The organism is Methylobacterium sp. E-041, assembly GCF_022829665.1.
In the GTDB taxonomy this organism is placed as follows: Bacteria; Pseudomonadota; Alphaproteobacteria; order Rhizobiales; family Beijerinckiaceae; genus Methylobacterium.
Genome location: NZ_JAKSYQ010000088.1, coordinates 1 through 24,447 on the forward strand (window position 1 = coordinate 1; position 24,447 = coordinate 24,447).

General features: G+C 66.3%; 19 protein-coding genes and 1 pseudogene. 9 read left to right on the forward strand and 11 right to left on the reverse strand.

Annotated features, from left to right (window positions below; translation table 11 throughout):
• Window positions 1-169: 169 nt before the first annotated feature.
• The 8 genes and pseudogenes from MKK70_RS08350 to MKK70_RS08385 all read right to left on the reverse strand — a co-directional run bounded on the left by MKK70_RS08350 (window position 170) and on the right by MKK70_RS08385 (window position 6,824).
• Complete coding sequence (locus MKK70_RS08350) at window positions 170-469, reverse strand: hypothetical protein (RefSeq protein WP_243946807.1); 300 nt, start codon at window positions 467-469, stop codon at window positions 170-172.
• Window positions 469-1,059, reverse strand: coding sequence for a hypothetical protein (locus MKK70_RS08355; protein ID WP_243946809.1), 591 nt, complete (start codon window positions 1,057-1,059; stop codon window positions 469-471). Before MKK70_RS08355 ends, MKK70_RS08350 begins: the two co-directional genes overlap by 1 nt.
• Before the next feature lie 295 nt (window positions 1,060-1,354).
• Complete coding sequence (locus MKK70_RS08360; RefSeq protein WP_243946811.1) at window positions 1,355-1,702, reverse strand: hypothetical protein; 348 nt, start codon at window positions 1,700-1,702, stop codon at window positions 1,355-1,357.
• 611 nt (window positions 1,703-2,313) lie between these two features.
• On the reverse strand, window positions 2,314-2,562 hold the full coding sequence (locus tag MKK70_RS08365) for a hypothetical protein (RefSeq protein ID WP_243946813.1): 249 nt from the start codon (window positions 2,560-2,562) through the stop codon (window positions 2,314-2,316).
• Window positions 2,555-4,591 carry an AAA family ATPase gene (locus MKK70_RS08370; protein ID WP_243946815.1) on the reverse strand — a complete coding sequence of 679 codons (2,037 nt, stop codon included), beginning with the start codon at window positions 4,589-4,591 and terminating at the stop codon, window positions 2,555-2,557. Before MKK70_RS08370 ends, MKK70_RS08365 begins: the two co-directional genes overlap by 8 nt.
• A 172-nt stretch (window positions 4,592-4,763) precedes the next feature.
• Window positions 4,764-5,096: a hypothetical protein gene (locus MKK70_RS08375; protein WP_243946817.1), complete on the reverse strand. Its 333-nt coding sequence runs from the start codon at window positions 5,094-5,096 to the stop codon at window positions 4,764-4,766.
• The gene (locus MKK70_RS08380; protein WP_243946820.1) at window positions 5,093-5,596 is read right to left on the reverse strand and encodes a very short patch repair endonuclease; all 504 of its coding nucleotides are present in this window, start codon (window positions 5,594-5,596) and stop codon (window positions 5,093-5,095) included. The genes MKK70_RS08375 and MKK70_RS08380 overlap by 4 nt, the downstream gene beginning before the upstream one ends.
• A gap of 49 nt (window positions 5,597-5,645) precedes the next feature.
• Window positions 5,646-6,824: pseudogene (locus MKK70_RS08385) on the reverse strand (DNA cytosine methyltransferase).
• Between MKK70_RS08385 and MKK70_RS08390 the strand changes: the two are divergent.
• The 4 genes from MKK70_RS08390 to MKK70_RS08405 all read left to right on the forward strand — a co-directional run bounded on the left by MKK70_RS08390 (window position 6,795) and on the right by MKK70_RS08405 (window position 17,361).
• Complete coding sequence (locus tag MKK70_RS08390) at window positions 6,795-7,478, forward strand: hypothetical protein (protein WP_243946822.1); 684 nt, start codon at window positions 6,795-6,797, stop codon at window positions 7,476-7,478. The pseudogene MKK70_RS08385 and the gene MKK70_RS08390 sit on opposite strands and share 30 nt — an antisense overlap.
• Window positions 7,479-8,134: 656 nt before the next feature.
• Window positions 8,135-9,328 (forward strand): hypothetical protein, encoded by a 1,194-nt coding sequence (locus MKK70_RS08395; RefSeq protein WP_243946831.1) that lies wholly within the window; start codon window positions 8,135-8,137, stop codon window positions 9,326-9,328.
• Window positions 9,262-11,469, forward strand: a complete 2,208-nt coding sequence (locus tag MKK70_RS08400) for a hypothetical protein (protein ID WP_243946833.1) — start codon at window positions 9,262-9,264, stop codon at window positions 11,467-11,469. Before MKK70_RS08395 ends, MKK70_RS08400 begins: the two co-directional genes overlap by 67 nt.
• Window positions 11,470-11,472: 3 nt before the next feature.
• Entirely contained in the window at window positions 11,473-17,361 is a 5,889-nt protein-coding gene (locus tag MKK70_RS08405; RefSeq protein WP_243946843.1) for a DEAD/DEAH box helicase, read from the forward strand.
• 140 nt (window positions 17,362-17,501) lie between these two features.
• Here MKK70_RS08405 and MKK70_RS08410 read toward each other — a convergent pair whose 3' ends face one another.
• The gene (locus MKK70_RS08410) at window positions 17,502-18,281 is read right to left on the reverse strand and encodes a hypothetical protein (RefSeq protein WP_243946845.1); all 780 of its coding nucleotides are present in this window, start codon (window positions 18,279-18,281) and stop codon (window positions 17,502-17,504) included.
• Window positions 18,282-18,823: 542 nt separating this feature from the next.
• On the opposite strand from MKK70_RS08410, the gene MKK70_RS08415 reads away from it, so the two are divergent.
• The gene (locus MKK70_RS08415; protein ID WP_243946854.1) at window positions 18,824-19,807 is read left to right on the forward strand and encodes a hypothetical protein; all 984 of its coding nucleotides are present in this window, start codon (window positions 18,824-18,826) and stop codon (window positions 19,805-19,807) included.
• Between the two features lie 32 nt (window positions 19,808-19,839).
• Entirely contained in the window at window positions 19,840-20,670 is an 831-nt protein-coding gene (locus MKK70_RS08420; protein ID WP_243946861.1) for a hypothetical protein, read from the forward strand.
• Between the two features lie 13 nt (window positions 20,671-20,683).
• Here MKK70_RS08420 and MKK70_RS08425 read toward each other — a convergent pair whose 3' ends face one another.
• Window positions 20,684-21,367, reverse strand: coding sequence for a hypothetical protein (locus tag MKK70_RS08425; RefSeq protein WP_243946864.1), 684 nt, complete (start codon window positions 21,365-21,367; stop codon window positions 20,684-20,686).
• A gap of 392 nt (window positions 21,368-21,759) precedes the next feature.
• On the opposite strand from MKK70_RS08425, the gene MKK70_RS08430 reads away from it, so the two are divergent.
• A complete protein-coding gene (locus MKK70_RS08430; protein ID WP_147729034.1) occupies window positions 21,760-21,966 on the forward strand; it encodes a hypothetical protein in 207 nt (68 codons plus the stop codon).
• 88 nt (window positions 21,967-22,054) lie between these two features.
• Entirely contained in the window at window positions 22,055-22,585 is a 531-nt protein-coding gene (locus tag MKK70_RS08435) for a GNAT family N-acetyltransferase (protein WP_243946865.1), read from the forward strand.
• 25 nt (window positions 22,586-22,610) lie between these two features.
• Here the strand turns inward: MKK70_RS08435 and MKK70_RS08440 are convergent, their stop codons facing one another.
• Window positions 22,611-23,531, reverse strand: a complete 921-nt coding sequence (locus tag MKK70_RS08440; RefSeq protein ID WP_147858431.1) for a bestrophin family protein — start codon at window positions 23,529-23,531, stop codon at window positions 22,611-22,613.
• Window positions 23,532-23,700: 169 nt separating this feature from the next.
• Here MKK70_RS08440 and MKK70_RS08445 point away from each other — a divergent pair, with 169 nt between their 5' ends.
• On the forward strand, window positions 23,701-24,360 hold the full coding sequence (locus MKK70_RS08445) for a DUF2147 domain-containing protein (protein WP_147858430.1): 660 nt from the start codon (window positions 23,701-23,703) through the stop codon (window positions 24,358-24,360).
• Window positions 24,361-24,447 lie beyond the last annotated feature (87 nt).

A 24,447-nucleotide genomic window follows, 5' to 3' on the forward strand; every position in this document is an offset into this window, starting at 1 on the left:
CACACGTGTTGCTGAGCCCGACAGCCTGCGCAGCCTCGGCAAACCGCCTGCGTTCGTCCAGAATCGGGTTTCCCCGAAGAGCTCGACCATGGACCGCCATGCGGGCATGCTGCTGCGTGTTCAACGGGGGCGCTCGGTCAGGGTTGGTTGGCTTCTCAACCCCAGCCTCTCACCCCCGCCGCTGGTGAACAAGCTTCATAGCTTCGACAGCTAGCCGCCGGCGCGCGCTATCGGGCGCGAACCAATTCCTGTCGTGCCGCCACTCACGGTCGTTGCTGAGCAACCAGATGTGGTCGTGCGAGAACGCCTCCGTGATGAGGGGAGCGGCGACCCGGCGAAGGACGTGTCCATCCTTGTCCGAGAAATCCGGCGTGTACTCGACCGGCCCGATGACGATGCGGTCCTGGGGGCCGAACACGAGGCGTGGAACGTGGGGCGTCGGGTAGGGGGTATGATGGCCGGCGCTCATCACTGGGCTCCCCGGTCCACGATGCGCTCGATCCTGGTGCCGTAGTCGATGCGACCAGTCCCGACCATGCGGAGCACGCCTCGGTCGATAAGGCGCACGACGGCGCGGAAGCCATCGCCGGCCAGGCCGCTGGCCGCGACGAGGCAGGCCACCGTGGTGATGCCGGCGAGGGTCGACGCGATGCCCTCGACCACCTTGTCGTGCTCCGGACTACCGTCGGCGCGGACGGAGTGGAGGAGCGTGGCGTTGAAGACGGCGTTGCGGGGAACGTCCCGTTCGCTCATCCAGATCGCGCTGTCGGCGAGCGACCGCGGCACATGCCGCGCGATGAGGCGGATAAGGCCATCCAGATCGTGCTTTACCGCAATCTCCAAGGGCTTCACCGCCACAAGGATGCGCCGACCGTCCCGACGCCTCACGAGGAAGTCGAAGCGATGCTCACGCTCGACGCCGTCGGCATCGCGGTAGGTGACGGGTGCGATCTGCTCGCGGACCTCGACCACATCCCGGCGGGCGAGCAGCACCAAGAGCACCTTCCGCTCAAGCTCGCTCTCGAAGGTGATGACGCGGCGATGCTCGCCCCGGGTCACAAGGGCACCCCGCAGTGACCCCTTCTTCGGGACCACGATCCGGCGCGAGGCCGTCGAGCCAAGCGGCGGGGTGAACGGTGGGAACGAGGGACGGGATGTGCTGTGCGCCATAGGCGCGGTACACCGGTGAACTGCTGTGTTGTGATTCATTGCACAGGTCCTCGGACGTCGACCGCCAGGAAGCATCGCCTCGACTGACGGACATGACTGGAGAGTCGGGCGTGGCTGGTGCCGCGCCCGAGGGTTTCTTGAAGGTCGGATTTCGGGAGTCTGGAGTGGCTCGCGCGGCTGACTGCTAAGCGGCGCTGCGCTCGGCGACCGGGGCCAGTATTCGGCGTATCTCACTGGCATTGGCGAGGGCCTTATCCAGCGCCGCGGCCTCGCAGTTCGTCCCGCCACCTCGGCGCAATGCGAGTCGTGCGATCATGATGATGTTGCGGGCGAAGGCGGGCTTCGGGTCACCGTCGGCGAGGCGTAGGGCAGCCCCGTTGGGATGAGCGGAAAGCTGAGGCCAGATCGAGCGGCCGAGGCTGCGCTCAGATGAATTACGACCACCGGCTTCCAGCCAATGGGAGAGGGTCGTGCACCCCTTGCGGAGGCGCTTGCGACCGGACGCGCGACAGGCTTGATCGGATCCAGCCATGGTCTAAGGTCCTTTTGTGATCGTTCCCGCGTAGCTCACGTCTGGTGAAAGCGGGTCGATGATGACGAAGTGGCGAGTTGGCCTGGCAGGGCCGTCTCGTCGGCGTTTGGGCCTCTGGCCCGGAGGGCCCTCGACAAGTTCACGCTTGTCGGGGGTTTTCTTTTGCCCGCTCGTTGCGGGGGGAGCGTAGTCCGCCCAACCGAAGGCGAAGAAGCATCAGTAAGGATTGGTCCACTCGGACCTTGTCGCCGGTCGCCACGTCGAGACCGGAGGCACCAAACCTTCAAGGATTGCACGAAGCGTCCATTCGGCCGCCGCGAGCATAGCTAGGTCGTTCTAGCAAACTTGTAAAGGATCACCGTCGTCTAACTTGGAGGTGGAATGTCAAGGGGTAAGAATTTGAGACTTGGAATTCCAAGGATTAGATGACCTATCCTACGAAAACCGAATTCCCTCGGCGTCACCTTGTGTCACCTTCGATTGTCGGATGCTTCGGAAACTTTTGGTGAGCAGTATCAGGGCAGCAAGCCTGCCGGGGTTGGCAAGACTCTACGAGTATGGGTGGAGCTAGGGAATTCATCCGACACCCCCTCGATGGGGCATCGCACTGGTCAGGTCGGCGAACCTTCCAAGCGGGCCCGGCAATGGCCAGCAGGGAACCTGACGACGTTGCCCTCGGCCTTCCGGCGGTAGCGGGCTTCGAGGACGGCTTCCTCGGCGACCTGCATGCCCAGATCGATCTCCACCAGGATCGAGCCGGTCATGTCGTCGAATGACTGCGGGTCGAGTTCGAGGGCGCGCCTCGCCCGCATCAGGCCGAGCATGACCTGGGCGATCCGCTCGTCGGGGTCCTCAAGCATGGGGGCCTCCCTTGCGGGACTGGGGAGCACCCTTCGCGAGAGCCGTCGTCGCGTCGGCAATGATGGCGCGAACCTCGGCGCCGCCGATCACGCGGCATTCGACCAGGCGATGCGCGATCCGGTCGATCAGGTCGCCGTTCCGGCTGACCAGATCCCGACTGACTTCGTAGAGTCGTGAGAGGTCTTCCTCGCAGGTTCTCCGAAAAGCGGGATCGAACCTGATCAATGCCAGTGCGTCATCTTGATCGCCCCTATAGAGCAGGGACTTTCCGAGGCCCCAACTCGCATGCTTCCCGGCGACGAGGGCGGTGGCGTGCGCCAGGTCCGAGCGTGAACCGCCTGCCGAGCCCGAGGTGACCGCGCCGAAGTGCTGATCGGCGGCACGGCCGGCCAGGATGCACACAATGAGGTCGTCGAGCTCCGAGGGCGACATCTTGGACGTGTCGTTCAGGCGGCTTGAGGTCCGCCCCGCGAATTCCCCCTTGGCCACGATGGACACCGTGGTGACATCCGCGGCGCCCTTGAGCTCCAGGGCGACGGCATGGCTCGCCTCATGACGTGCTACCGAGAGTTGCTCGGCTGGCGAGCGGGTCTCGGGTGGAACGATCCGCGCGAGTAGGTCCATCATCGTCATCGGGCGCTTGGCCGCCGCCGCGACCATGCGGGCACCGGAAGCCCACCCGGCGATGTCGGCACCGGTCGCCCCGGCGCCGATGGCCGCGATGGGCGCCAGATCCTGATCGTCGAGGTCGCCCGCCAGGTGCTGGCGCAGAATGCCCTGGATGGCGACCTCGTCCGGCAGGTCGATCCGCACGATGCGGTCGAGGCGTCCGGGTCTCGTCAAGGCGGGGTCGAGCCTTTCCGGAAAGTTGGTCGCACCGATGATGATCAGCTTCGATGCCGGGCTAGATACCGCACCATCTAGAGTAGTTAAAATATGTGAAACGACGTTAACCCAGTATTCGCGATGTCTACTATCGCAGGTTTCTCGGTTAGGTAGGCTATCGATTTCGTCGATCAGCAACACTCCACCAGCCTGGGATGCCTCCAGGAAAATCTCGTCTACCTTTCTGCAGATATCGTTCAGGTATCCACCGGTCTGGGCGAACCAAGAGGATACGCTTGTTGCGGTAATACCGACCCCCAACGACTTGGCGATGCTTCGCGCCAGGGATGTCTTGCCGGTTCCGGGCGGGCCGGCCAAGACGAAACGCGTCCCGGCCGCAGGCCAGGGAGCGCCGAGCCTATGGGCCTTGACGGCTTCGACCAGGGCCCTGGCGTGGTCGCCGGCCGGCCCGTAGCCCCAGGTGTCCTCGACGAGCGGGACGTCGGCGAGGTCGGAGCAGGCTGACCGCTTCGAGGCGGAGGCCGCCTTGAGTCGTCGGATGCAATCGCGCGACGTGCTGCCCTTGCGGAGGCAGGCCGTGATCTCGTCGAAGCTCAACCCCCGGATGATGTCGACGGGAATGGGTCCACCCCTCCGGCCGGTGACCAGTCGGATCGTGGCGCGGATGGCGCGCGCGTTCGGGGCGCCGATGTCGACGCGCAGGTCCGCCGCCGTCATCAGGGCCGCGGGAAGGTAGCGGTCCGGGGCGGTCGAGACCCCTAGCACCGAGCGGCCGGCTGCGAGCGCGCCCGCGACGAAGTCGTTTCCGACAGAGCCCTTGTCGGAGACCTTCTTCGAACCGTCCCGCTTCAGCACCTCGGTCCAGGCTCGAAACGAAGTGAGTGCGTGTGCGATGGGCGAGACCCAGTCGGCTCCGGGGACGCCGACGACCAGGGCCAGGCTCGGGGGGGTCAGGATGCGGGCGATGACCCGGCTCGGCAGCGTCGCGTTCACCGTGGCGATGGCGAGGATCGTGCTGACGCTTGCCGAGGCCAGCACCTGCTCGGGCGTCGCCGTCTCGGCCTGCTCGCCGTACCCGGGGTACCCGTCGAGGCCATCCCCCTCGGCGTCGATGACCACGTGGGCGGCCTTTCGCGGCAGCGTCTTGAGGACCTGGGCGGGCGTCTTCGTTTGCTTCTTCATGGCGGCCTCCGTCGAAGGGCCGCCGTGCGCGTCCATGCGCGCCGGTCAGGCCCCGAGGGGTGTGTCGGATCGGGTGAGGGGGATGTTGGGGGCGCACGGACGGCCAGGCTCCGGGCGCGATATGCGTTTCAGGCGATTGTCGGGGGTCATGGGATGCTCCGGGGATTCGGTGTCACTGCGGGTCGGGGTCGCCCGGGTCCCACCCGTCGAAGTCGACGCGGCGGGCGGATGCGGAGACCTTGATGCCGGTGGAAGCCGGGGCCGTGCGCCCACGTAGCCGGTCCGCCTGCGTCTCGGCCTCGATCAACACGGCCTTGCCCAGTGCGACGAGGACGGCGGCCACCACCCGGGCATACGCCTGCGATGGGAAGGTCTCCGCTGCCAACGCGAGGCGGCGGAAGATTTCCCCGATGTGGCGTGCCGTGTCCTCGGCGTCCGGAGGGGGCTCGGTCAGGGCGGACGGCGGGGCGTTGGTTTCGATGCGGTCGTGGGTGACGTCGGTCATGGCGGCCTCTCGGGCCGCCGGACGCGTCGGCGTCGGTCAGGCCCCTGGAGCGATCCGGGAAACGGGCGCGGTCCTGCCGGAAGGCAGGCGGCAGCGTCGCGATATGAGGTCTGGACGGGGCACTGCTTGATCGGGTCCTGAGGCGGTGTCGCCCGTGAACGGATGGCGAACGGTTGCAGATGGATCGCTCGCAGGTCAACAGGCCTCGGCGGTTCGGGGCCCTGATCGTCATGCCTTATTTTTCGGGGCGGTGGATCCCTGTGGAAGATACCCCCAAGTTTATGGGTATCAGTGCGATTGGGCTCGCTGGCCCGTCGGCACCCCTCGTGCTGACGACAGATGCACCCGTGCACGGGGGTCGCCTTCCGCCGGCCCACGAACGCGATGTCCGGTCTGCCAGGGAGATCCTTACTGTGAAGGCGGTAGCCGTATCCTGTCTGCCGCAGTAGTTGCCGGACTAGAAGCTCAGGCTTTGTGTCCTTTGATTTGCTGCCCCCCATTGACGTGCGGACGGCGCCACGGACAGCTTCCCACTCTCCCCAGGCAGGCTCACCAGATACCCGGAATTGCCGATGCCACGGCCTTAAAGAGCGGCGGCGGCACCGCGTTACCAATAACGCGGTAACGGAGTCGGGTGCCTCCGGTGTCGGGGAACGTCATGTCTCCGAAGCCCTGTAGCCGTGCGGCCTCGCGGTAGGAGAGGCGCCGCGCAGGGCCATTGTCGATGAAATGCCATTCGTCCGGGCCAGCCCGCATAAGGCGGGGGCTCACCGGATGAAGCGGCGTATGCCTGCTGTTCGCCACGATGGTCCGGCTGACCTGCTCCCAATCGCGCCGGCGGTCCCTAGAAAGGTAATACCAGTGGAAGGGCTGGTCATCGTACTCGCCCTCCGGCCAAAGGGGCAGGTCCCCGATCCGGTCGCGGATCGTCGGGCAAGGCGGCAGTCCGGAAGCGTCCTGGCCGAGCAGGCTGTGCGTTGGCAAAGGGAACTCGTACTTGAGGCCGAGGTCGGAGCGGATGCCGACGAAAAACATCCTCGTCCGCTCCTGCGCCACGCCGTATTCGCGTGCATCGAGGACCGACCAGGTGACCCGGTAGCCGGCCATCCTGAAACGGGTGAGTTGGTTGACGGCTAGGTGCTGATTGTTGGAGTTCCGCATCCCCGAGACGTTCTCCACGATGAACGCCTTCGGCTTGATCTGCCGTAACGCCCTGTCGAACTCCCTGTAGAGATAATTGATCTTCCGGTCGGCCTCGCGGACGCCTCCGACGCTGAAGCCCTGGCAGGGATAGCAGCCGGCGAGCAGGTCGACCTTCGGGAAGTTGCGGACGTCGGTGATGCTGCCCAGCACATAGTCCGTCTACGGCATGTTCGCTCGGTAGACGTCGCGGGCGTACCCCATCACGTCGTTGGCCATCACCACGTCAAAGCCCGCGCCTAGAAGGCCCGCATCGCTTCCGCCGCAACCGGTGAACAATGAAACTGCCTTAGGCATCCTACCCTGCCTTACCCGCCGAATCCGGGATATCCATCCAGGAGTGCACGGATTGTAGCGAATGGCCAAGCATGGCACCGCCGATTGCATAACGCCGAAATTGCATCGCTGAGGTCTAGCGGTGCAACTCGAAGGTGCTATCCTGGTCGCGTGAGCGGGGGAACGAGCATCAGGCCCGAAAGCGGCCAACCCACAGGTTTCATGGAGTGGGAGCGCGCGCTCACCCGCCATTTCCTCATGGTGGGCACTGGCGGAGATGCCTCACCGATCCGCTCATTCGAGGTCTCCGACGAAACTATCGCTCAGGCGGGAGGCTTCACCGGCGGTGATGCCATCGAACGGGCGATGGCATCTTTTACACGGCATGTCGTCCAGGCCGGCGGTCTGCCAGACGCCCTGCGCCAGGGCCTTCATCCCAAGATGGACGCCTGGGAATTGCCAGGCTGTTTCGCTTATCTGGTGCTGACCCTTTACGTCGCCAGCCTTCACGGCAACGGCGACGAGGACCGTAACGGCGACTTCAGGCACAAGCTACGCCGGTTCCTTGGCAGCGACCGAACCTTCATGGAGCTTCCGGGCGTCGCAGGAATGTGGGCCAGCCTGCAGAGATGGCTCGCCCGGCGCAGGCAGGATGACGGCTCCTACAGGGAACTCGTGTTCCCGGAAGTGCCTCGAAATTGGGTCCACATCGGGATCACACTCAAGTTCGCCTTCCCTACCAAGACGGACGTGACGCTGATGGCGTCGTTCCTCCATGACAGGCCGCATGTTGCCGCCGACCCGCTCAGGCTCGTCTCCGAGTTCGCATCCTTGATCGACCGTGGGCGGCGCTCGGCCGGCATGGCCGACGCCTTCGAGGACTTCCGGGACGCATTCGCCTCCTGAAGGATCACCGCTTCTGGCGCCTGGTACGCACGTGCGCTCAAGGCGGCCAAGCCGCAGCGGCGGCGCCCGCCTACGTGTCCTGCACCTTCGATGCGGAAGGGCAACCGGCCTTTACGGTTTTTCGGGAAGACGGCTCCGCGGTATCGGCCGGACCCGGTCCGCTCTCGGATGCCGTTGCGGACCTTGCGGCGGCCGGCGGTCGCGTCGCGTCAGTCCCTCAGTTCCTGGTTTTCCGTCAGACGGGCTTCGGCAGGTGGAGGTCGGCGCACGGCCTTGACGGGGCAGGGCGACGCGTCCGCCTAGGATTACCGCGGTCCGCCCAGCATCGACTTGCGACGACGGGGTACGGGTTCGTCGAAAGCGGAACCTGGCTCTTCTCCGCAAAGCCCCTGCCGATTGGGCTTGCGGAAGAAGCGGTCGCGGGCTTTAGGCCAATCCGCGATGGAGAGAGGTTGGCATCCATCTCGGTTTCGGGAGGCGTTCGGACGGGGGGAGCATGGCTCGGCCGGCCCGCCTTCATGCCCTACGTCGACGCAGGCGGGACGGAACTATCGGTGCGGCCAGGCCCCGGTGCGGCTGGCTCCGTGAATCTTGATGTCCTCGACCCAGGATCAATGCGCCTACGTGCAGACGGCCGCGTAAGCGGCACATGGATCGTGGAGCCGCCCGGCAGGATTCAGCGGTCGTGCCGGCAGGTAGCCTTCACGCCGAACGCGCAGCCCCACCGGGATCTCGCCGGCGATGACGTCGGCGAGATCCTCTCGGATTGGTCGGACGAGCCCGATGTGGCGCCAACCGCCGGGCGAATCCCCCTCGACCCGATCTGGGAGGAGGCCGATGGCACGCTGCCCGACTTAATAGAGGCGGTCTATGCAGGCGGACGGCGCGGATGGGATGAGGGCGATCTGGTCGGCATCGTCGGCGAGGCGTTCGGGGATGCGGTAGACCCATGGATCATGCTGCGCCTCCTAAGGGACGCAACGCTGATCCAGCCGCGCCTGAGGCACCGGTGGCGGGGTAGGATCTGGACGCTCAGGGCACCCGCGCTCGCGCCCTTCCAAGGGGGCGCCATCGTCCAGGGCGCGGTCTGCGAGGCGGAGGCGGAACTGTTCCGCAAGGCCGCGTCAACTCTCGGCGGCCGGCCGTTCCGCAACCATGGCACCCTTGGTCTGTCGCCGCCGATTATAGGCTGTGTTGGCGGTGACCTGCCGGCTCTCGCCGGCCGCTTGGGGTGGAGGCTGGAGGAGGCCGGTACGTCAGCTGGGCCGGCGCCGATGGCTTTCCGCGAGACGAGCCATGCGCTGCTCGGGAAGGAAGCGGCTTCGCGTTGGGATTGGGACCTAGCGAAGTTCGTCGCCGACGGAAGGCGGGGCGATGGCGCCGTCAGCCTGACCCGCTTCGTTCAGGCAGCCTGCAGAGACCATGACGTCTATCAGATCTGCGCGGCCGGGCGGGAGCACCGCCTGATGTCGAGGGATGCGGCTGTGGTGCTGGCGCATTGCCTTGCCCGACGCCCGCTGTTCACGGTGTCTGACGGCATCCTCGAAGCTCGGGTCCGCGGAGCGTTCCTGCCGGATGGAATTGCGGCCGCGCTACGCCTCTCGTCCCTCGCCAATCCCGGCTGGGCCGACGGGGTATACCGGTACCGCCTCTCGCCGGAGCAGGCGGCCCAGCTGGCGATCCTGTTGCCGGGAGCGGTGCCGGGGATAGCTCACGCAGCTGTGATGAGCGTCGCCGATGAGCTAGCCTTCGCAAGGCATTCGTCCGGCCGGATTCGGGCGGTGTGGACGAACGGCACAATGACCACGACTGCGGCGAGCGAATCCGAATTCAGGAAGGGGTTACGATGAAGGTGCGTGACCGGGAGTACGTCGGTCGCAGCGGCCGGGGCCGGGATGCCAACGCATTAGTCACGCCCGTGGCCGAGCGGACGGAGGACGGTGCCTGGTCCACCCTTGCCGATGCGAGGGTCCTCTTCCCGAGGCAAGGCCAGATCGAGGTGCGCGGCATCCTTGCGAACTCGCTCAGAGAGGGCGACTGGGTCGCTTTCGGGTCCATGCCCAACGACCGGCACGGTTCGCCGGCAAACTTCCGAGCAAGCGCCCCGCGACGCTTGTCATATTTCCTGCCTACGGATGGACAGGCCGCGGTCGAGGAACGCCGCAGGCTCATCGTCGAGACTGGAATCGAGGCTGGAACGCCAGGCGATTGGTCGGTCGGGGTCAGGCAGGACGCATTCGTACGGGTGAAGCTAATTCAGGGCGAGGACGGGCGTCTGCGGGCGTCGGGCACAGACCTGGCTTCCTTGCCTCTCTGGCGTCTGACGCCGGACCTCGTCATCAGGCTCAACGGGGAGCAGGGGTCGCCAATCCTCTGCGACCACCATAGAGCGGAGCAACTGTCGGGCTCCGTCAACTGGTCGAGTGACCAGGACTACATCCGCATGGTTGCGGCGGCGCTCGGTCCTGAACGGCGCGGACCCGATGTTGCGCATCTTCTTTCCTGGGCCCTGCGCCAGCACGCGGACTCTCTCACCGGCCGCGTCTCTACGCTTGCGGGCGCCGATCCCGGCATCCTGGCCGAGATCGAGCGTTCGGGCGTCCTGGCGGAGCGGCTCGCGGACGAACGCGACCTCTTAAACCAATTCAAGGCGGGGCTGCGCGCCGACCCGGCCGTCAAGGAGTACCTGGAGCAGGCTGCGGCCGAAGCTGCCGCGGCGGCGTTGCCGGCGCTGGAAAGCGAGGCCCGTGCGGAGATCGAGCGTGGGATGGTGGCAGAACGAGCCGCAGCCCACGAACAAGTCCAGGCGCTTATCAAGACCCTCGAAGCGGATGAGATGGCCGCCCTTGAGGCGCGCTGTGCCGCCGAGGCGGCCAAGCGCGACGCGGATCTCGCGGAGGCGCGCCGCACGGGTATGGAAGAGGTTGAGGCCGCGGTCGCCGGACGTCTCGGGCAGGCGCACGAAGCCGTCAAAGCGGCCGAAGCCCGGCGCGCTTACTTGGAGGGCGAGACCGAGGACTTCGCCGAACGCAGGCGCCTGCTTGAGGCGGCGGTCGCGGCGCTCGCCGAAGAAGAGCGCAGCAAGCTCGAAATCGTGGAGCGCCTAATCAAGGCCGGAGACGATGCAACGGCGCTGGGCAGGCCGGCCTTCCAGACAATTCTGCATCGCTGGCCGACCGACCCCGCGGGTGAACGTGAGGTGGGGCTACGGGACCTTGCCGGCCTCGCGGAGAAGACCGGCCTGCTGACGTCATCCGGGCTTGAGACCCTCCTGCGGATCGCGGTTCTCGCGGAGGCCGGCGAAGTCCCGATCCTATATGGGCCCGACACAGGCGACCTCGTGGAGGTGGTGGCGCTCCTCATGGCGGCCGGGCGGGTTGCCACACTCTACGCCGACCCAACGCTGATCACATTCGACGACTTGTGGACGCGAGCTGGCTCCGGCGTCCCCACACCCTTGACTGCCGCGCTCTCCAAAGCTGCGGAAGGGCGCCCGACAATCGGCCTCGTCGAAGGGGCGGACCGTTCGGCGGCCCGGTTCTGGTACCCGCAATTGGCAGATGCGGCACGTCGAGGCCGGCTTCCGGCCGGCTTCGTGCCGCTCGTGACCTTGTCGGACCCAAAATGCGAGGAGGCAGTCTCGATCTCGGCGGATGGCCCGATAGTCGCCGTAGAAGGCGTTTTCGCAGATGGGGCGGCGGCGGTTGCTCCGCTTGCATTCGCTGAGATGTCTGGGACGCCGACGGCCTATCTGAGGCAAAGCCGCGAGCCTGATCCCGCCGCTGCGTCCAAGTTCCTGCGTAAGCATGGCGCCGGGCTCGGGCTCACGGCGTCCATGCGGCTCTCGCGCGTCCATGACGCCGCTCTGTCCGCCTTGGGTCAAGATGAAGGATCGCGGTTTGCCGCCGCGCTGAAAGTCCTTCTCGTAGGTCCCGAGGCCGCTGTTGCGCCTACCGGAACGCCGAAGCCATACCTCGCGGTCGGAGCCTAAGCCATGTTGGATCCCGTCGGCGGCTTCGCCCGCATGCTCGACTTCTTTGTGTCCTACGTCGACACGTCCTTCCGGATCGCCGACCGGGACGTAGCGCGTGAGAGACGCGACCTACTGCTCTCGCCAGACGTCCTCGCCGCGGAGCCGCTCGTCGAGCCCGTACTGCGCTACGCAGCGAACGACCTCGTGCTTGAGCAACTCATCGGGACGGACGTCCTATCGCCCCTCAGCCCCGAGGCGCAGCGCGCGTTCGTCGAACTCGCCCTAAGCGGATTGTTCGAGGGAGCGGACGCGGAAGGCGGACTGAGTCGGAAATCGCTCTACCCGCCCTACACCCACCAAGTTCGGATGCTGGAGCGCGGCATCCTCCCTGGGCACCCCAGCATCGTCACGTCCGGCACTGGTTCCGGGAAGACCGAGAGCTTCATGCTTCCGATCCTGGCGAGCCTGTCCGCGGAGGCGGTGAAGTGGTCGAGACCACAGGAAGGCTATCTCGGAAATACGTGGTGGCGGAAGGGTCAGAGGTTCAATAGGCGCAAGTCGCAGCGGACCGGCGAGGCGACTAACCGTCCGGCGGCGGTCCGCGCTCTCATCCTGTACCCAATGAACGCCCTCGTCGCCGACCAGATGGTCCGGTTGAGGAAAGCGCTAGATTCCGATGCCGCGCGTATCGTCATGGACGAGCGGTTCAACGAGAACAGGATCTTTTTCGGAAACTACACGGGCGACACACCCGTGACCGGGCACGAGACCCATCCTCGCTTGGCCGATGATCAGGTCGAGCGGAAAAGGCGCGCACGCCGCGGCTCAAAGCTACGGCTGGCCATGTCGCGGATGGAGGAGGACCAGAAGGCGGCCCGGGCGCATGATGCGCATACGCGATCCAAGTCTGACGGAAAGCCGTTTGAGGAGACGAAGTATATTTTCCCGTCCCTGGATGGCGGCGAGATGGTTTCGCGTTGGGATATGCAGGCATACCCACCGGATATCCTCGTCACGAACGCTTCCATGCTGGGCGCGATGCTGTCCCGCGAGGTAGAAGACGCAGTCTTCGAGAAAACCAGGGCATGGATCGAGAGTGATGACGACGCATACTTCTACCTGGTCTTCGACGAGCTCCACTTGGTGCGGGGCTCGGCAGGGACCGAGGTCGCATTCCTCGTCAAGTCGCTCCTGACCCGGCTTGGGCTGGACGATCCGAGGTACCGCCATAAGCTCCGCATACTCGCATCGAGCGCGTCGCTGCCGATAGACGGCCATGCCGGGGAACAGAGTCGCCGCTACCTGCGCGACTTGTTCGCACCGTTCGGCACATACGATAGCCCGGGCGCTGAAGGGCACGCAGACGCGGCGTTCTGGGGCAAGTGTATTGTACCGGGCGATCCAGAGAAAGTCGCCGCCCCTGAGGGGAAGGTGGACCTGGCTCCGTTCAGAGCCCTGCTCACTGCCGCATCGGGAGAAAGCCGCCTAGTCGCCTCCTACGGGGAGACCGAGGCTAACGCATTAGCCGTGCGCACTCTCGCGGAGAGCCTCGGCTTGCCATCTGGATCAACCGCAGAAATGGCCGGCGCGGTTTCCGCCCGTGCCGCTGCGCTGCTCGTCAGGGGGTGCTCGGGAACGGGACAGGCGCGCGCGACGCCGGTCTCGGAGATCGGCGAGGAGGTATTCGGCGCCGCGGACCGTGATGCGGTCAGAGGTCTGATGCTGGCGCGCGCCATCCCGGACAGCGGCGCCTGGGGCACGAAGGCGCCGGCGGGAACGCCTTCCTTCCGGGTCCACAACTTCATCCGCAACGTCGAGGGCCTCTTCGGGGCGCCGGTCGATTGCCATGACGGCAAGACGCGGTTCACGGACCTCACCATCGTGCGCGGCGTTACGCACGGCCCGCCGCAAGCCGGCGGCAGGCAGGGGCGGCGCCTCTTCGAGATGCTCTACTGCGAGGCTTGCGGAGACCTGTTTGTCGGCGGCCAGCGGGGGCAGGCATCCGGGGACGAGCGCGAGTTCGAGCTGCTGCCGACGTCTTCGGACCTGGAAAACGCTCCGGACCGCGGGGCGCCGGAACTCTATGACCGCATGACGTTCGACCAGTTCGCGGTGTTCTGGCCCTCGACCGCACGTCCCGTCCTGCCGGAGGGCGGCTGGGACGAGTGGCAGACCGCCACGCTGGACGCGGTCACGGGGGTTCTGTCGGCGTACGATGCCGAGGAGCGACCAGGTCTTGTGCGCGGCCACGTCTACTTCCAGGCCGATGCCGCGGCCGGCCCCAACGGCCGGAAGACGGCGCAGCCGTTCTCATGCCCCCGGTGCGGCACCGACTACTCCAACAGGCCGTCGACGATCCGGACACGCTCCCCCGTCCGCGCATTCCGGACGGGTTTCGTGCAGGCGTCCCAGCTTGTTTCGACCGAGCTGTTCGAGTTCCTGCACGCCATCAAAACCAAGGACGGCGCAGACCCAAAGAGCATCATCTTCTCGGACAGCCGGCAGGACGCCGCGAATCAGGCGCTTGAAATTGAGCGCCTGCACCTCCGGGACTTGCGCCGCGAGATTTTCGTCGACTCGGCCCTCCGCATGATCGAGGTAGCCGCCAAGTCTTACCTGAGCGAGGAAGAGAAAGACCGGATCGTCGACGATCTCTACCAATCCGGCCGAAGGCGCGAGATCCAGGCTAAGTACGCCGAATGGGAAAAGGCGGAGGCGGGCAGCGGTGTCAGCGTACCCGCGCGGAAGGTGCCCATCGACCGTCTTCTGCAATACCGTGATGAGAACGACGGCAGCGGCGGTCACATCTCCTACGTGATGTCCGAGCTCGTACGCCTGGGCATCCACCCCTTCGACGAGGTCGGGCGCAAGACCTTCAAGGGGCAGCCCTGGTACAAGGCGTTCAGCATCCGCGACGGGAAGCCGGACTTCGCCCCGAACCTCACGACCATCGAGAAGCGTGACCTCGGAACAGCAGTGTTGAGGGAGCAATCGGAACTCGTCGACGACGTAATCTTCTCGAACACGTTTTTCGTTCTGGAGGAGACGGGACTAGGCTACCCCTCTGTTTCCGCCAAGGCTGGGGAGGACGTCGACCGGCTCGACGCGTGGCTCAGGGTCTTCGCCGGGGCCTACCGGGTGGAGGAGAACCAATACTTCTCCTGGGAGCGGAATAAGAGGTGGGAACGGCTTGAGAACGTTCCCCCGCGGAACAAGGTCAGCCGTTATGCCAGGGCCGTGTTCGGCGACGAGGCGAGCGCGCGGTTCGCGCAGGTCCTGACTGATCTCGGCCAGGATCACGGCGGCGGGGTGATCAGGGTCGGCAAGCTCTACCTGCGTATGTCTGAGGCGGGCGACCGATACTGGCGCTGCGGCTCATGCGAGCGGGTCCACCTCAGGCTCGGCTACGGCGTATGCACTCGCTGCAGGAAAGACCTGCCGCGAGAGGCGACAGGGACCGTCGAGGAGCTGTGGAACGCCAACTTCCTCGGCCGGCGCATCATCCGCGGCAGGGATGAGAAGGTACGCCGGTTCGGGATCAAGTGCGAGGAGCTTACGGGCCAAACCGATGACTTCTCGGAGCGCCTGCGCCGCTTCAAGGGCATCTTCGTCGGCGCCGAGGGCGAGGAGCCCGACGCTTTGCTCAGGGCAGACAAGGAGATCGACCTTCTGTCCGTCACCACGACCATGGAGGTCGGCATCGACATCGGCTCGCTCCAGACCGTGCTCCAGGCCAACATGCCGCCGCAGCGGTTCAACTACCAGCAGCGGGTCGGGCGCGCCGGGCGACGCGGGCAGGCGTTCTCGTTCGTGACGACGTTCTGCCGGGGCAGGAGCCACGACGAATATTACTTCCGGCACCCGCGTGCGATCACGGGTGACGCCCCTCCACCTCCGTTCCTGGCCGCCGATCATCTTCCCATCCCGAGGCGCCTGCTCCGCAAGGTCTGGCTCAGGGCAGCATTCGCACGCCTGCGCGACGGGTGCGCGCGGGCCGGACAGCCCTATCCGGGTGACGGCCTCGTTCCTCCCGACATCCACGGCGAGTTCGTGCCGACCGACGCGTTCTACGCTGAGGATTCACCTTGGCCCTTGAGGCTGCGCGAGGCGCTCGCCGCGACCGCACCTGCCATGAGGCGTTTCGTCGAGGCGTCCATCCTGTCCGGGGACCACCGGACCGCCCTTCTGGGCTGGGCAGTTCCGGACACCATCGTCGACGAGATTCTTGAGATGCGCGATGCGCGGCCATCCGGACGTGCTGGGCTCGCCCAGTTCCTGGCCGAACGCGGACTGCTGCCGATGTACGGCATGCCCACCCGCGTAAGGCAGCTCTATACCGGCTTGGTTGAGACCGGCACGCAGACCAGCGGCCAGGACGACTGGGATTGGTCGACGATGGACCGCGACGTGGAGCTGGCGGTCTTCGAGTACGCGCCCGGGGCGCTCCTGACGAAGGACAAGCTCAAGCACAGAGTGATCGGCTTCACGGGCACACTGCCTGAACCGGATCGGGAGAACGCCAACCGAATTGACGTCAAGGCGCCTCTGGGCCCTTGGGTCAGCGACCGGGCCTACGTGGCCCGTTGCGATGCCTGCGGCTCGGCGGCTTATAGGCCGCAGCGCCCGGACGCACGCGCGGCGTGCGACGATTGCCATGCGGACATCCAACCGGATGAATTTGCCTGGTACGTGACGCCTGCCGCCTTCCGCACCGATTTCAGGCCGGAGGCGAACAAGCCTGATGACGTCGGGATGATGTCGACCCGCACCGTTGCGACGGTCCTGCGACACGGCGAAGGCATCAATTGCGGCAATGTGAAAGTCTGGAGCGGGGCCGGCGTCACGGTCATGCACCTCAACGACGGCGCGACGGGCGAGGACGGCGAACCCGCCCGGTTCGCTGTGCAGGAGTTGACCGATACCTGGGTACTAAAGGGCCAGCCTTCCCTTCGCGCCACGCACCTCGTCGGTCAGGCGGTCAACATGGCCCTCGCGAGCGAAGAAGAGAGAAGCCGGTGGCGTGACGGGGAGCCGGTGGGGGAGTCCTTCGGCCTGGTCGCGCGGAAGGAGACCGACGCGCTCTACCTGGAGCTTCTCGCATTCGATAAGCGCCTCAACCTTGATATGGTCGCCAAGAAGGGGCGCATGTCGAGCACTGCGGCTCGGGCAGCTGCAGTCAGCGCCACGCACATCCTGGTCCAGAAGGCTGCGCTGTCGCTCGATGTTTCGCCGGACGAATTCGAACCCCTTGAGCCGCGCCTGAGGGGAACGCAGCCGCTCATCCAGATCGCAGATGCCCTGATCAACGGTTCGGGCCTCTGTCGCCGCCTAGGAGAGCCGCGGGCGGACGGGAGGCCCGAGATCCTGCATATGATCGGCGAAGTGCTTGAGGATGTGAGTGCTTGGCCCATGAACGTCCTTCTGGAGGAGGCGCACAGGTCGAACTGCCACACGTCCTGCTACCGCTGCATCCAACAGTACGGAAACCGGCGGGCTCACAGCCTCCTCGATTGGCGAATGGGCATCGCGTATCTCCGCGCCATGGTTAGGCCGGACTACGCCTGCGGTGTCGACGGAAGGTTTGCCGAACCTGAGCTCACGGACTGGCTTGACCGCGCCCGCGACCTAGCCTCGGCGGTCGCCGCGATGCGGCCAGGTTCTCTCCGCGTCGAGAGCGCCGGCCGCATAAAGCTGCCGTGTATCGTCGAGGAGGCCCGCGACCAGACAGCGAGGCTCGTTGTAGTCCACCCCCTATGGCGCACCGACCCCGGAGCCGTTCAGCGCCTGCTTGGGTCCGACGCGCAACCGACCGACCGGTGCGTAGACACGTTCGAGCTCGAACGGCGGCCGCTGAAAGCGCTTGAACTCGCCAAGGTGAGGGAGGCCGCTCCAGGATTTGACGACATTTGACCGCCTTGTATGCGGATGCCGAGCCGTCGCTTCGCCTGAATCACCGATAGGCGATGTAACCGCCGCGGTTGCGGGGCTGCGTCGAGCTCGTTCTCGGCGCAGCCCTGCGTCGATGAATTCTGCTTTGCAGCAACGAATTTTCAGGCTGGGTCTATCGTCCCCCATCGTGTCTCGGTGGCGATGTATTCCCAAATGACGGTCTTCACCAGGACGGGGCCAGACCAGTCAATGGCGTAACGGTAACGACCCGGTTCGACCGTAATCCAGCCGCCGGTCATGGCTTCCCCGTTGAGCAAATGGACGGTCATGCGGCTGCCAACCTCCGGCCAAGCGGCAAGGTCGGCGTCAGTGCCGACGGATTCGAAGGCTTCCCGCTGCTCGGGGCTCAGCCGCTCCAGTTGGACGAACGCGACATGGTCGGGCGCTTCGAGCAGCGGCTCACCCAACTCATGATAGGCGTGTCCCCGGGCGTTCTTGATGACGACACGGCGAATTTTCTCAAAGTCGGGAAAGAGAGTGAAGGGCTGCAGGTCATCGAACAGGGAGAGCTGTCCATCCGGCATTTGCTTAAGGGAACGGACCACATGCCTGTTGCTGCGCAGGACGGTCGCCGCTTCGGGATGCTTCGCCTGATCGGGGTAAAGGCTGCCAGCCATGACCGCGTGGAGGACACAAAGGAAGTAGTTCTCATCAGGCGAAAAGCCGGAATTGCAGCCCTGGCAGATGAAGACCTGCGGCAGGTAGTCCAAATCATCGCCCGCGCCACGGTCGTAATCGGCGCCGCGCCCGCGGAGCGCCTTAGTCAGGAATGACTTGGTCGGCACGTGGTCCCGATTGCTCCTGACGTTGGCGATGGCGGCGCCGCAATGGATGCACCAAGCCTTCAGTCGGTCGTCGGTGAAATCCTCAATCTCGCGCACCAGTCCGGTCCCATCCTACATTCGGTTAGACGCCAGGATAGACGATTCAGACCGGCATCCCTGGACAAAGAGCGTTGCGCGTACATGCTGACGAGGTTTGCCGGATGCGGGTCGCGACGACATCGAGCATGGATAGGCCGATACCGGACGACGGGGCCATGCATCGACCGCTTCGGGTTCTCCCGCAATAGTTTGAGTATGAGTATCGATAATCGCGGTCGCTTTATTATTCGCCTTTCCGTTGTGGAGACGGGCCGCTGGCGACGTTGGACGCCTGAGCACAAGGCGACAGTCATTGCGGAGAGTTTTTCGGATACTTTCTCGGTTCGCGTGGGAACGAGCCGGCATGGGCTCGTGCCAGCCAGATGGACCTGCAAGTTGATGACTGGAGTGACCATGGCTTCGCGGCAGCCATGATGTCCTGCCCCCCCTGTTCGGTACTCCGTGATGACACCCCATCACGAAAATCAAATTGCAACATCATAGTCCTTGTGGCATATATTTCCGTGACGGCGGGATGGCACGTTATCACGGAGACGTAGATGGATGCGAGCGACATTCTAACTGACCCCGAACTGCTCCGGGAGCAGTTCCACAGCCAGTACGGTAATGGGAACGACTTCGAGGGCGTGACGCTGATCGACATCGTCGTTGGCGCTGGTCGCTTGATTGCGGAGATCGTGGGCACGGATGACGCCAACATCGGCATGGCCGCGCTGACTCGCCAACTCGGTTACGCCGTCGAGGCACCCGAGGACTGGGAGGAGATCCTCCGGAACGACGCGTTCGGTGATGCCTATTGCTGGAAGCTCGGCGTAACATTCCATAACCTCAATGCTTACGCCTACTACGGAATCGCCCTGACCGGCGCGTCCGCTGCCCAGGAGCGCGAGGATTACCTGCGGGAGGAGATCGCGCAGGCGGGCGCCTTCATGGACAAGGTTCCTTTCTCGACATGGGAGATCGACCCGGCCGACGCCGGGCGGACGCTGCGAATGGCACGCGGTCGCTTCGCCCTTGATACCGGTGGCTTCGTCGAGCCATGGGCGCTTGCCGAGTTCGGCGGGGTTAGCGAGCGCCGCATCCGCAACATGATGGCCGGCTCCGAACGCGTCTTCGATCCCAAGGACGGAGGAGTGCCTGCCGCCCAGGCATTGGATTGGCTGAAGCAACGCAAGCAATTCCGCCCGTCGTCCTGGCGGGACCAGAACACCTTTGAGGATCTGGCCGGCGTCGACCGTGACGAGCCGGTGGAGGAGATGCTCTTCGTGCCCGTCGCCGCGGACGGCTCGACCTTCCATCCCGGCGTCGCCCACGAGGGCGTCTTCACCACCGGCCCGACCGGACGCGAGGCGGCGTGGCCGAGCTTCGAGGAGGCGCTGGTAGCCCTGCAGCGGTCGCCGGAGCCGGTCTGGCGGCGCCCGACCCCGCGCGGGTTGAGGACGCAGGCTCGCGGCGTCCGCTGGGATCGGACCACCCGCGCCGCTCTCGACAAGATGGCCGCCGAGGCGGCCGCCAGGATTTGATTGCCCCACAACCAGCAGCAAGGAGCACAACTATGAGCCTCGACATGTCCGCACGCGCCCGCATCGAGCGCGTCCTCCCCGCCCTGACATCCCGGTCCGCCGACGAGATCGCCCGCGCCGTGGACGCGCCCGGTCCTTCCGCCTTCCGGGACGAGCTCCTCGGCCTCGGCCGTGAGGGCAGGTTCAGCGCCTTCTATGCCCCGTTCGACTGGATCAACGATCAGGCCGATGTCGTGATCGTCGGCGTCACTCCGGGCAGGCGGCAGGCCAAGGACGCGCTCCTGGCGCTGCGCTCGGCCGCGATGAGGGGGGTATCGGTCGACGAGGCCGCCGCGGCCGCAAAGGCACAAGCGTCGTTCGCCGGCATGCGTGAACTCGGCGCCCGTTTGATGGACCATCTCGGCCTCCACCAGGTGTTCGGTCTTCACAGCACCGGAGATCTGTTCGACTCCGCCGCCGGACGCGTCCACTCCACCTCCGTGTTGCGCTATCCCGTTCTCAAGAACGGCGCGAACTTCGCCGGCGACAGGCGCATCATGGCGCGACCGATCATGAGGCGCATGGTCGAGGAGAACCTCGTCCCTGAGCTCGCCCGGCTCCCGAACGCCTGGATCGTGCCGTTCGGCATCAACGCCCTGCTCGTCCTCGAAGACCTCGCCACTCGCGGCTTAATTAACGGCGACCGCCTGCTGGGCGGGGTTCTCCACCCGAGCGGACAGCAGTGGAACCGGTACAAGGTGCAGCTTGGCTTGACCACGGGCGCGGCGGCCCGGGCGGTGCCGGGCGGCGCCGAGGTGCTCCGGAGGAGCGACCTGCTGCGCGGACGGGTCGAGCGGATCGTAGGACTTCGGGTGGCCGCCTGAGCGACGGAGGCGACTAGGAGCCCAGGTAGATCACCGTCTCGTCTGGTCGGTAATCCGAGAAGGTCCAGCCGACGAGCCGGGCCGCCTTCGCGAGGCGGTCCTTCGGACGCCGTGCCATATTCCGGCGGAAGGTTGCGGCGGCGACCTCTGCCGTCGCCCCTCCGCCGATGGGATCGGGCCAGACCAGGTCGTCGTATCCAGAAGGCTTGCGAGAAGGGGGCGACCCCTGCGGGCCGGCGTAACTGTACAGTTCGAAGGCCCTGTAGCGCAGCAGGTGGGAGAGATGGTGCTCGGGGACGTCCTCACGCTGGCTGTCCGTCAGCTTGGCGATGAAGGTGGGCGTGTAACAGATGTTGCGCAGGTCGCTGTACGACGCCGGGTCTCGTGCGGCGGCATAGAGATGGTTGCACTGCAGGTCGGGTCCGCGCTTGAAGCCCGTGGCCCACTCGAAGGCCGTCGCCGGGCTCGCGTTGTCGTCCAACATCGCGTCCCCGATGATCGTACCCTTCGGGCCGCCCCGTATCGTGCGGAAGACTGCGCGTGTTCCCACGGACCCGACCGCATCGGGATGCGCGAAGACCGTGAGCGAGGCGAGCGCCTGGTCGAGCGAGCGCCACACTGACTTACCAATCAGGTCGACGAGGACGCGTCGGCCATCGTTGTCGAAGTCGGCAATGGTTGGAACCGGAGGGCACATATTCGATACTATTTACCTCGGAATGGGATGTGTCTGGCAGACACCTACGGCCTCCCCGATGCTTACGGAACGGCATAGGCGGCAGTCGCTACCCGCGGGACCAGGATGGCTGTCCCTTCTTGCTGTGTCGTCGACCAGTCGGGCGATGCCCTCCGAGACTCAAACCGGGGAAGCGTAGCCATTAATGACACCTATGCCTTGCCCACGCTGCCATACGCCCTCGGCCTGCTGACAAATTTCCATTGGCCCAGCAGCGCTCGAAAACGGGAACCCCGCCGGGACACGCCGGTTGACGCCATATTGGAGCTGTTCTAATTAAGAACTGCAGACGGACGACGGGGCCGGTGACGGTTCCGACAGCCCGCGACAGACGCCCGAACCGGAGAAACCCGATGACCTCGACCAACGCCTCCTGCAACAGCTGCCGCTTCTTCGACGACCACAAGACCAACGGCGCCTCCGCCGTCGGCGATCAGGGCCTGTGCCGCTTCAACCCGCCGGTGAGCCAGCCGGCTCCCGAGTCCAAGGGCCTGTGGCCGGTGGTGGCCTCGCAGGATTGGTGCGGCCACTTCACCGCCGAGATGACCGCGGCCGAGTGATCCCCGCGCGATCCCGAAGGGATCGCCGAACGATCGACCGCAGGGGCCGGCGCCGTCGCGCCGGCCCCTTTTTTGCGTGAGCGGATCGATGATGCCTGACCTGCGCCCGGCCGTCGACGCCGACATCGCCGCGATCGCCCGGATCTACGCCGACGCGGTGACGAACAGCACCGCGAGCTTCGAGACCGAGCCGCCGACTTTGGCCGAGATGGCGCGGCGGCGGATGGCGCTCGTCGCGGACGGCTATCCCTACCTCGTCGCCGAGCGCGACGGCGCGGTCTGTGGATACGCCTATGCCGGCCCCTATCGCGCGCGCGCGGCCTATCGCTCGACGGTGGAGGATTCGGTCTACGTCGCCGAGGCCGCGCGCGGTGTCGGGATCGGCCGCGCCCTGCTGGCGGCGCTCATCGCAGCCTGCGAGGCGATCGACGCGCGGGTGATGGTGGCGGTGATCACCGATCCGGGCTCGGAGGCGTCGGTGGCGCTGCATGCGGGCCTGGGCTTCGCGCATGCCGGCGTGCTCGAGAACGTCGGCCACAAGCACGGGCGCTGGCTCGGCACGGTGCTGATGCAGCGCCGGCTCGGGCCCGGGCCGGACGCGGCCCCGTCGCGGACGTGAGCGAGACGGTCGCCGGCCCGCACGCTCAATCCAATCGGTAGCGCACCGGCTCCATCGCGGGCGGAAGCGGCTCGCCGAGGGCGTCGAGCACCGTGCGCTCGGCCGTGCGCAGCATCGCATCGAGGGGCAGGTCGTTCGCCTCCAGGCCGAAGGGCTCTTCCAGCTCGTCGCCCAGCGCATCGAGGCCGAAGAAGGTGTAGGCCACCAGCATGGTCGCGACCGGCGTCGCCCAGCCGAGCGAGGCCGACAGCCCGAACGGCAGCAACAGGCAGTAAAGCCACGCCGTGCGGTACAGCAGCAGGGTGTAGGCGAAGGGCAGGGGCGTGCCGTGGATCCGCTCGCAGGCGGTATGGATCGCCGACAGGTCCGAGACCTTGCGCTCGAGGACGCCGAACAGCACGTCGGTGAGATGCCCGTCGCGATACGCGCCCGCGAGGTCGCGGGTCAGGCCGGCGAGCACCGCATCGGTCGGGCTCGGGCAGGCGCGCAGGCGCGCGACCTCGCCCGGCGGCAGCCAGGGCGCGACGGCGGCCGCCTCGTCGAGGCCGCGCAGCCGCGCGTGCAGGCCGTGGCCGAAGCCCGCGAGCCGGCGCAGGCCGGTGCGGCGGACCGCATCGTGCTCGGGGCCGGGCAGGAGGGCGACCAGGGTCCGGCTCAAGCCGCGCATCTCGACGATCAGCGCGCCCCACGCCTTCCGGGCCTCCCACCAGCGCTCGTAGCAGGCGTTGTTGCGGAAGCTGAGAAAGATCGAGAGCGCCAGCCCGATCAGGGTGAACGGGCCGATCCCGGCCGTCACCGGAAACCGTTCCGGAACGCGCTGCTCGACCGCGACCACCAGCGCGGCGAAGGCCGTCAGCCCGAGGACCTTCAGCGCCACCCGCGGCAGGATCGAGCCGCGCAGGGTGAACAGGATGGCGAAGAGGTTGGGACGGGGGCGAACGATCATGGATGGCAGGCTTAGCCGAAGCGGGTCGCTCCCGTCATCGGCCGTGCGGCACGGCGCGCCGAGGCACGGCCATGATCCCGTCATGTTCCGAGCGGATGGCGGGGCCCAGAGATTGGGCACGCGGGCGGGGCGAAGGCCACGGCGCGGGCGCGCGGAAGGAGTAGTGGGTATGACGGTTCGACGGATCGGCGCGGGAATCGGCGCCTGGGCCGGGCGTGCGATGGCGCTGGCCATGCTCTCGGGCATCGCGCACGCGGCGACGCCCGCGGACCCGAGCGGCACGTGGCTCACCGAGGACGGGCGTGCCCGCATCCGGGTGGAGAAGTGCGGCCCGAGCAACAAGAGCCTATGCGGCTACGTCGTGTGGCTGAAGGTGCCGCTCAACGACAAGGGCCAGCCGCGGGTCGACTTCAAGAACCCCGACGCGAGCAAGCAGACGCGCGCATCGCTGGGCCACCAGCTCATCATGGGGCTGAAGCCAAACGCCGACGCCCATTACGAGGGCAAGATCTACAATTCCGAGGACGGCAAGTCCTACGACGTGACGATCTGGTCCGACACCCCGGAGGAGCTGACCGTCCGCGGCTGCCTGATCGCCTTCCTGTGCAAGTCGCAGACCTGGAACCGCGTGACCGACGTGGTCGCCGGCCAGATGACCGGGCCGACGAACGGTCCGGGAGGCCCGCGCACCGATCCGGAATACATGGCCGCCAAGCCGGCCGCGACCGGCTCGACCGCCGCCAAGCCCGCGGCGGCGAAGCCCGGCGCGAAGCCGGCCCCGGCTCCGGCCGCCGGCACGCCGCCCGCGGCCGCGCCCGCCGACGAATAGGCGCCGCAGAACGAAGGCGCTGTCGACCACGAGAGCGTCTCCCGTGATCCCTGGATCACGGGAGACGCTCTGTTTCGTCGTGTGGTC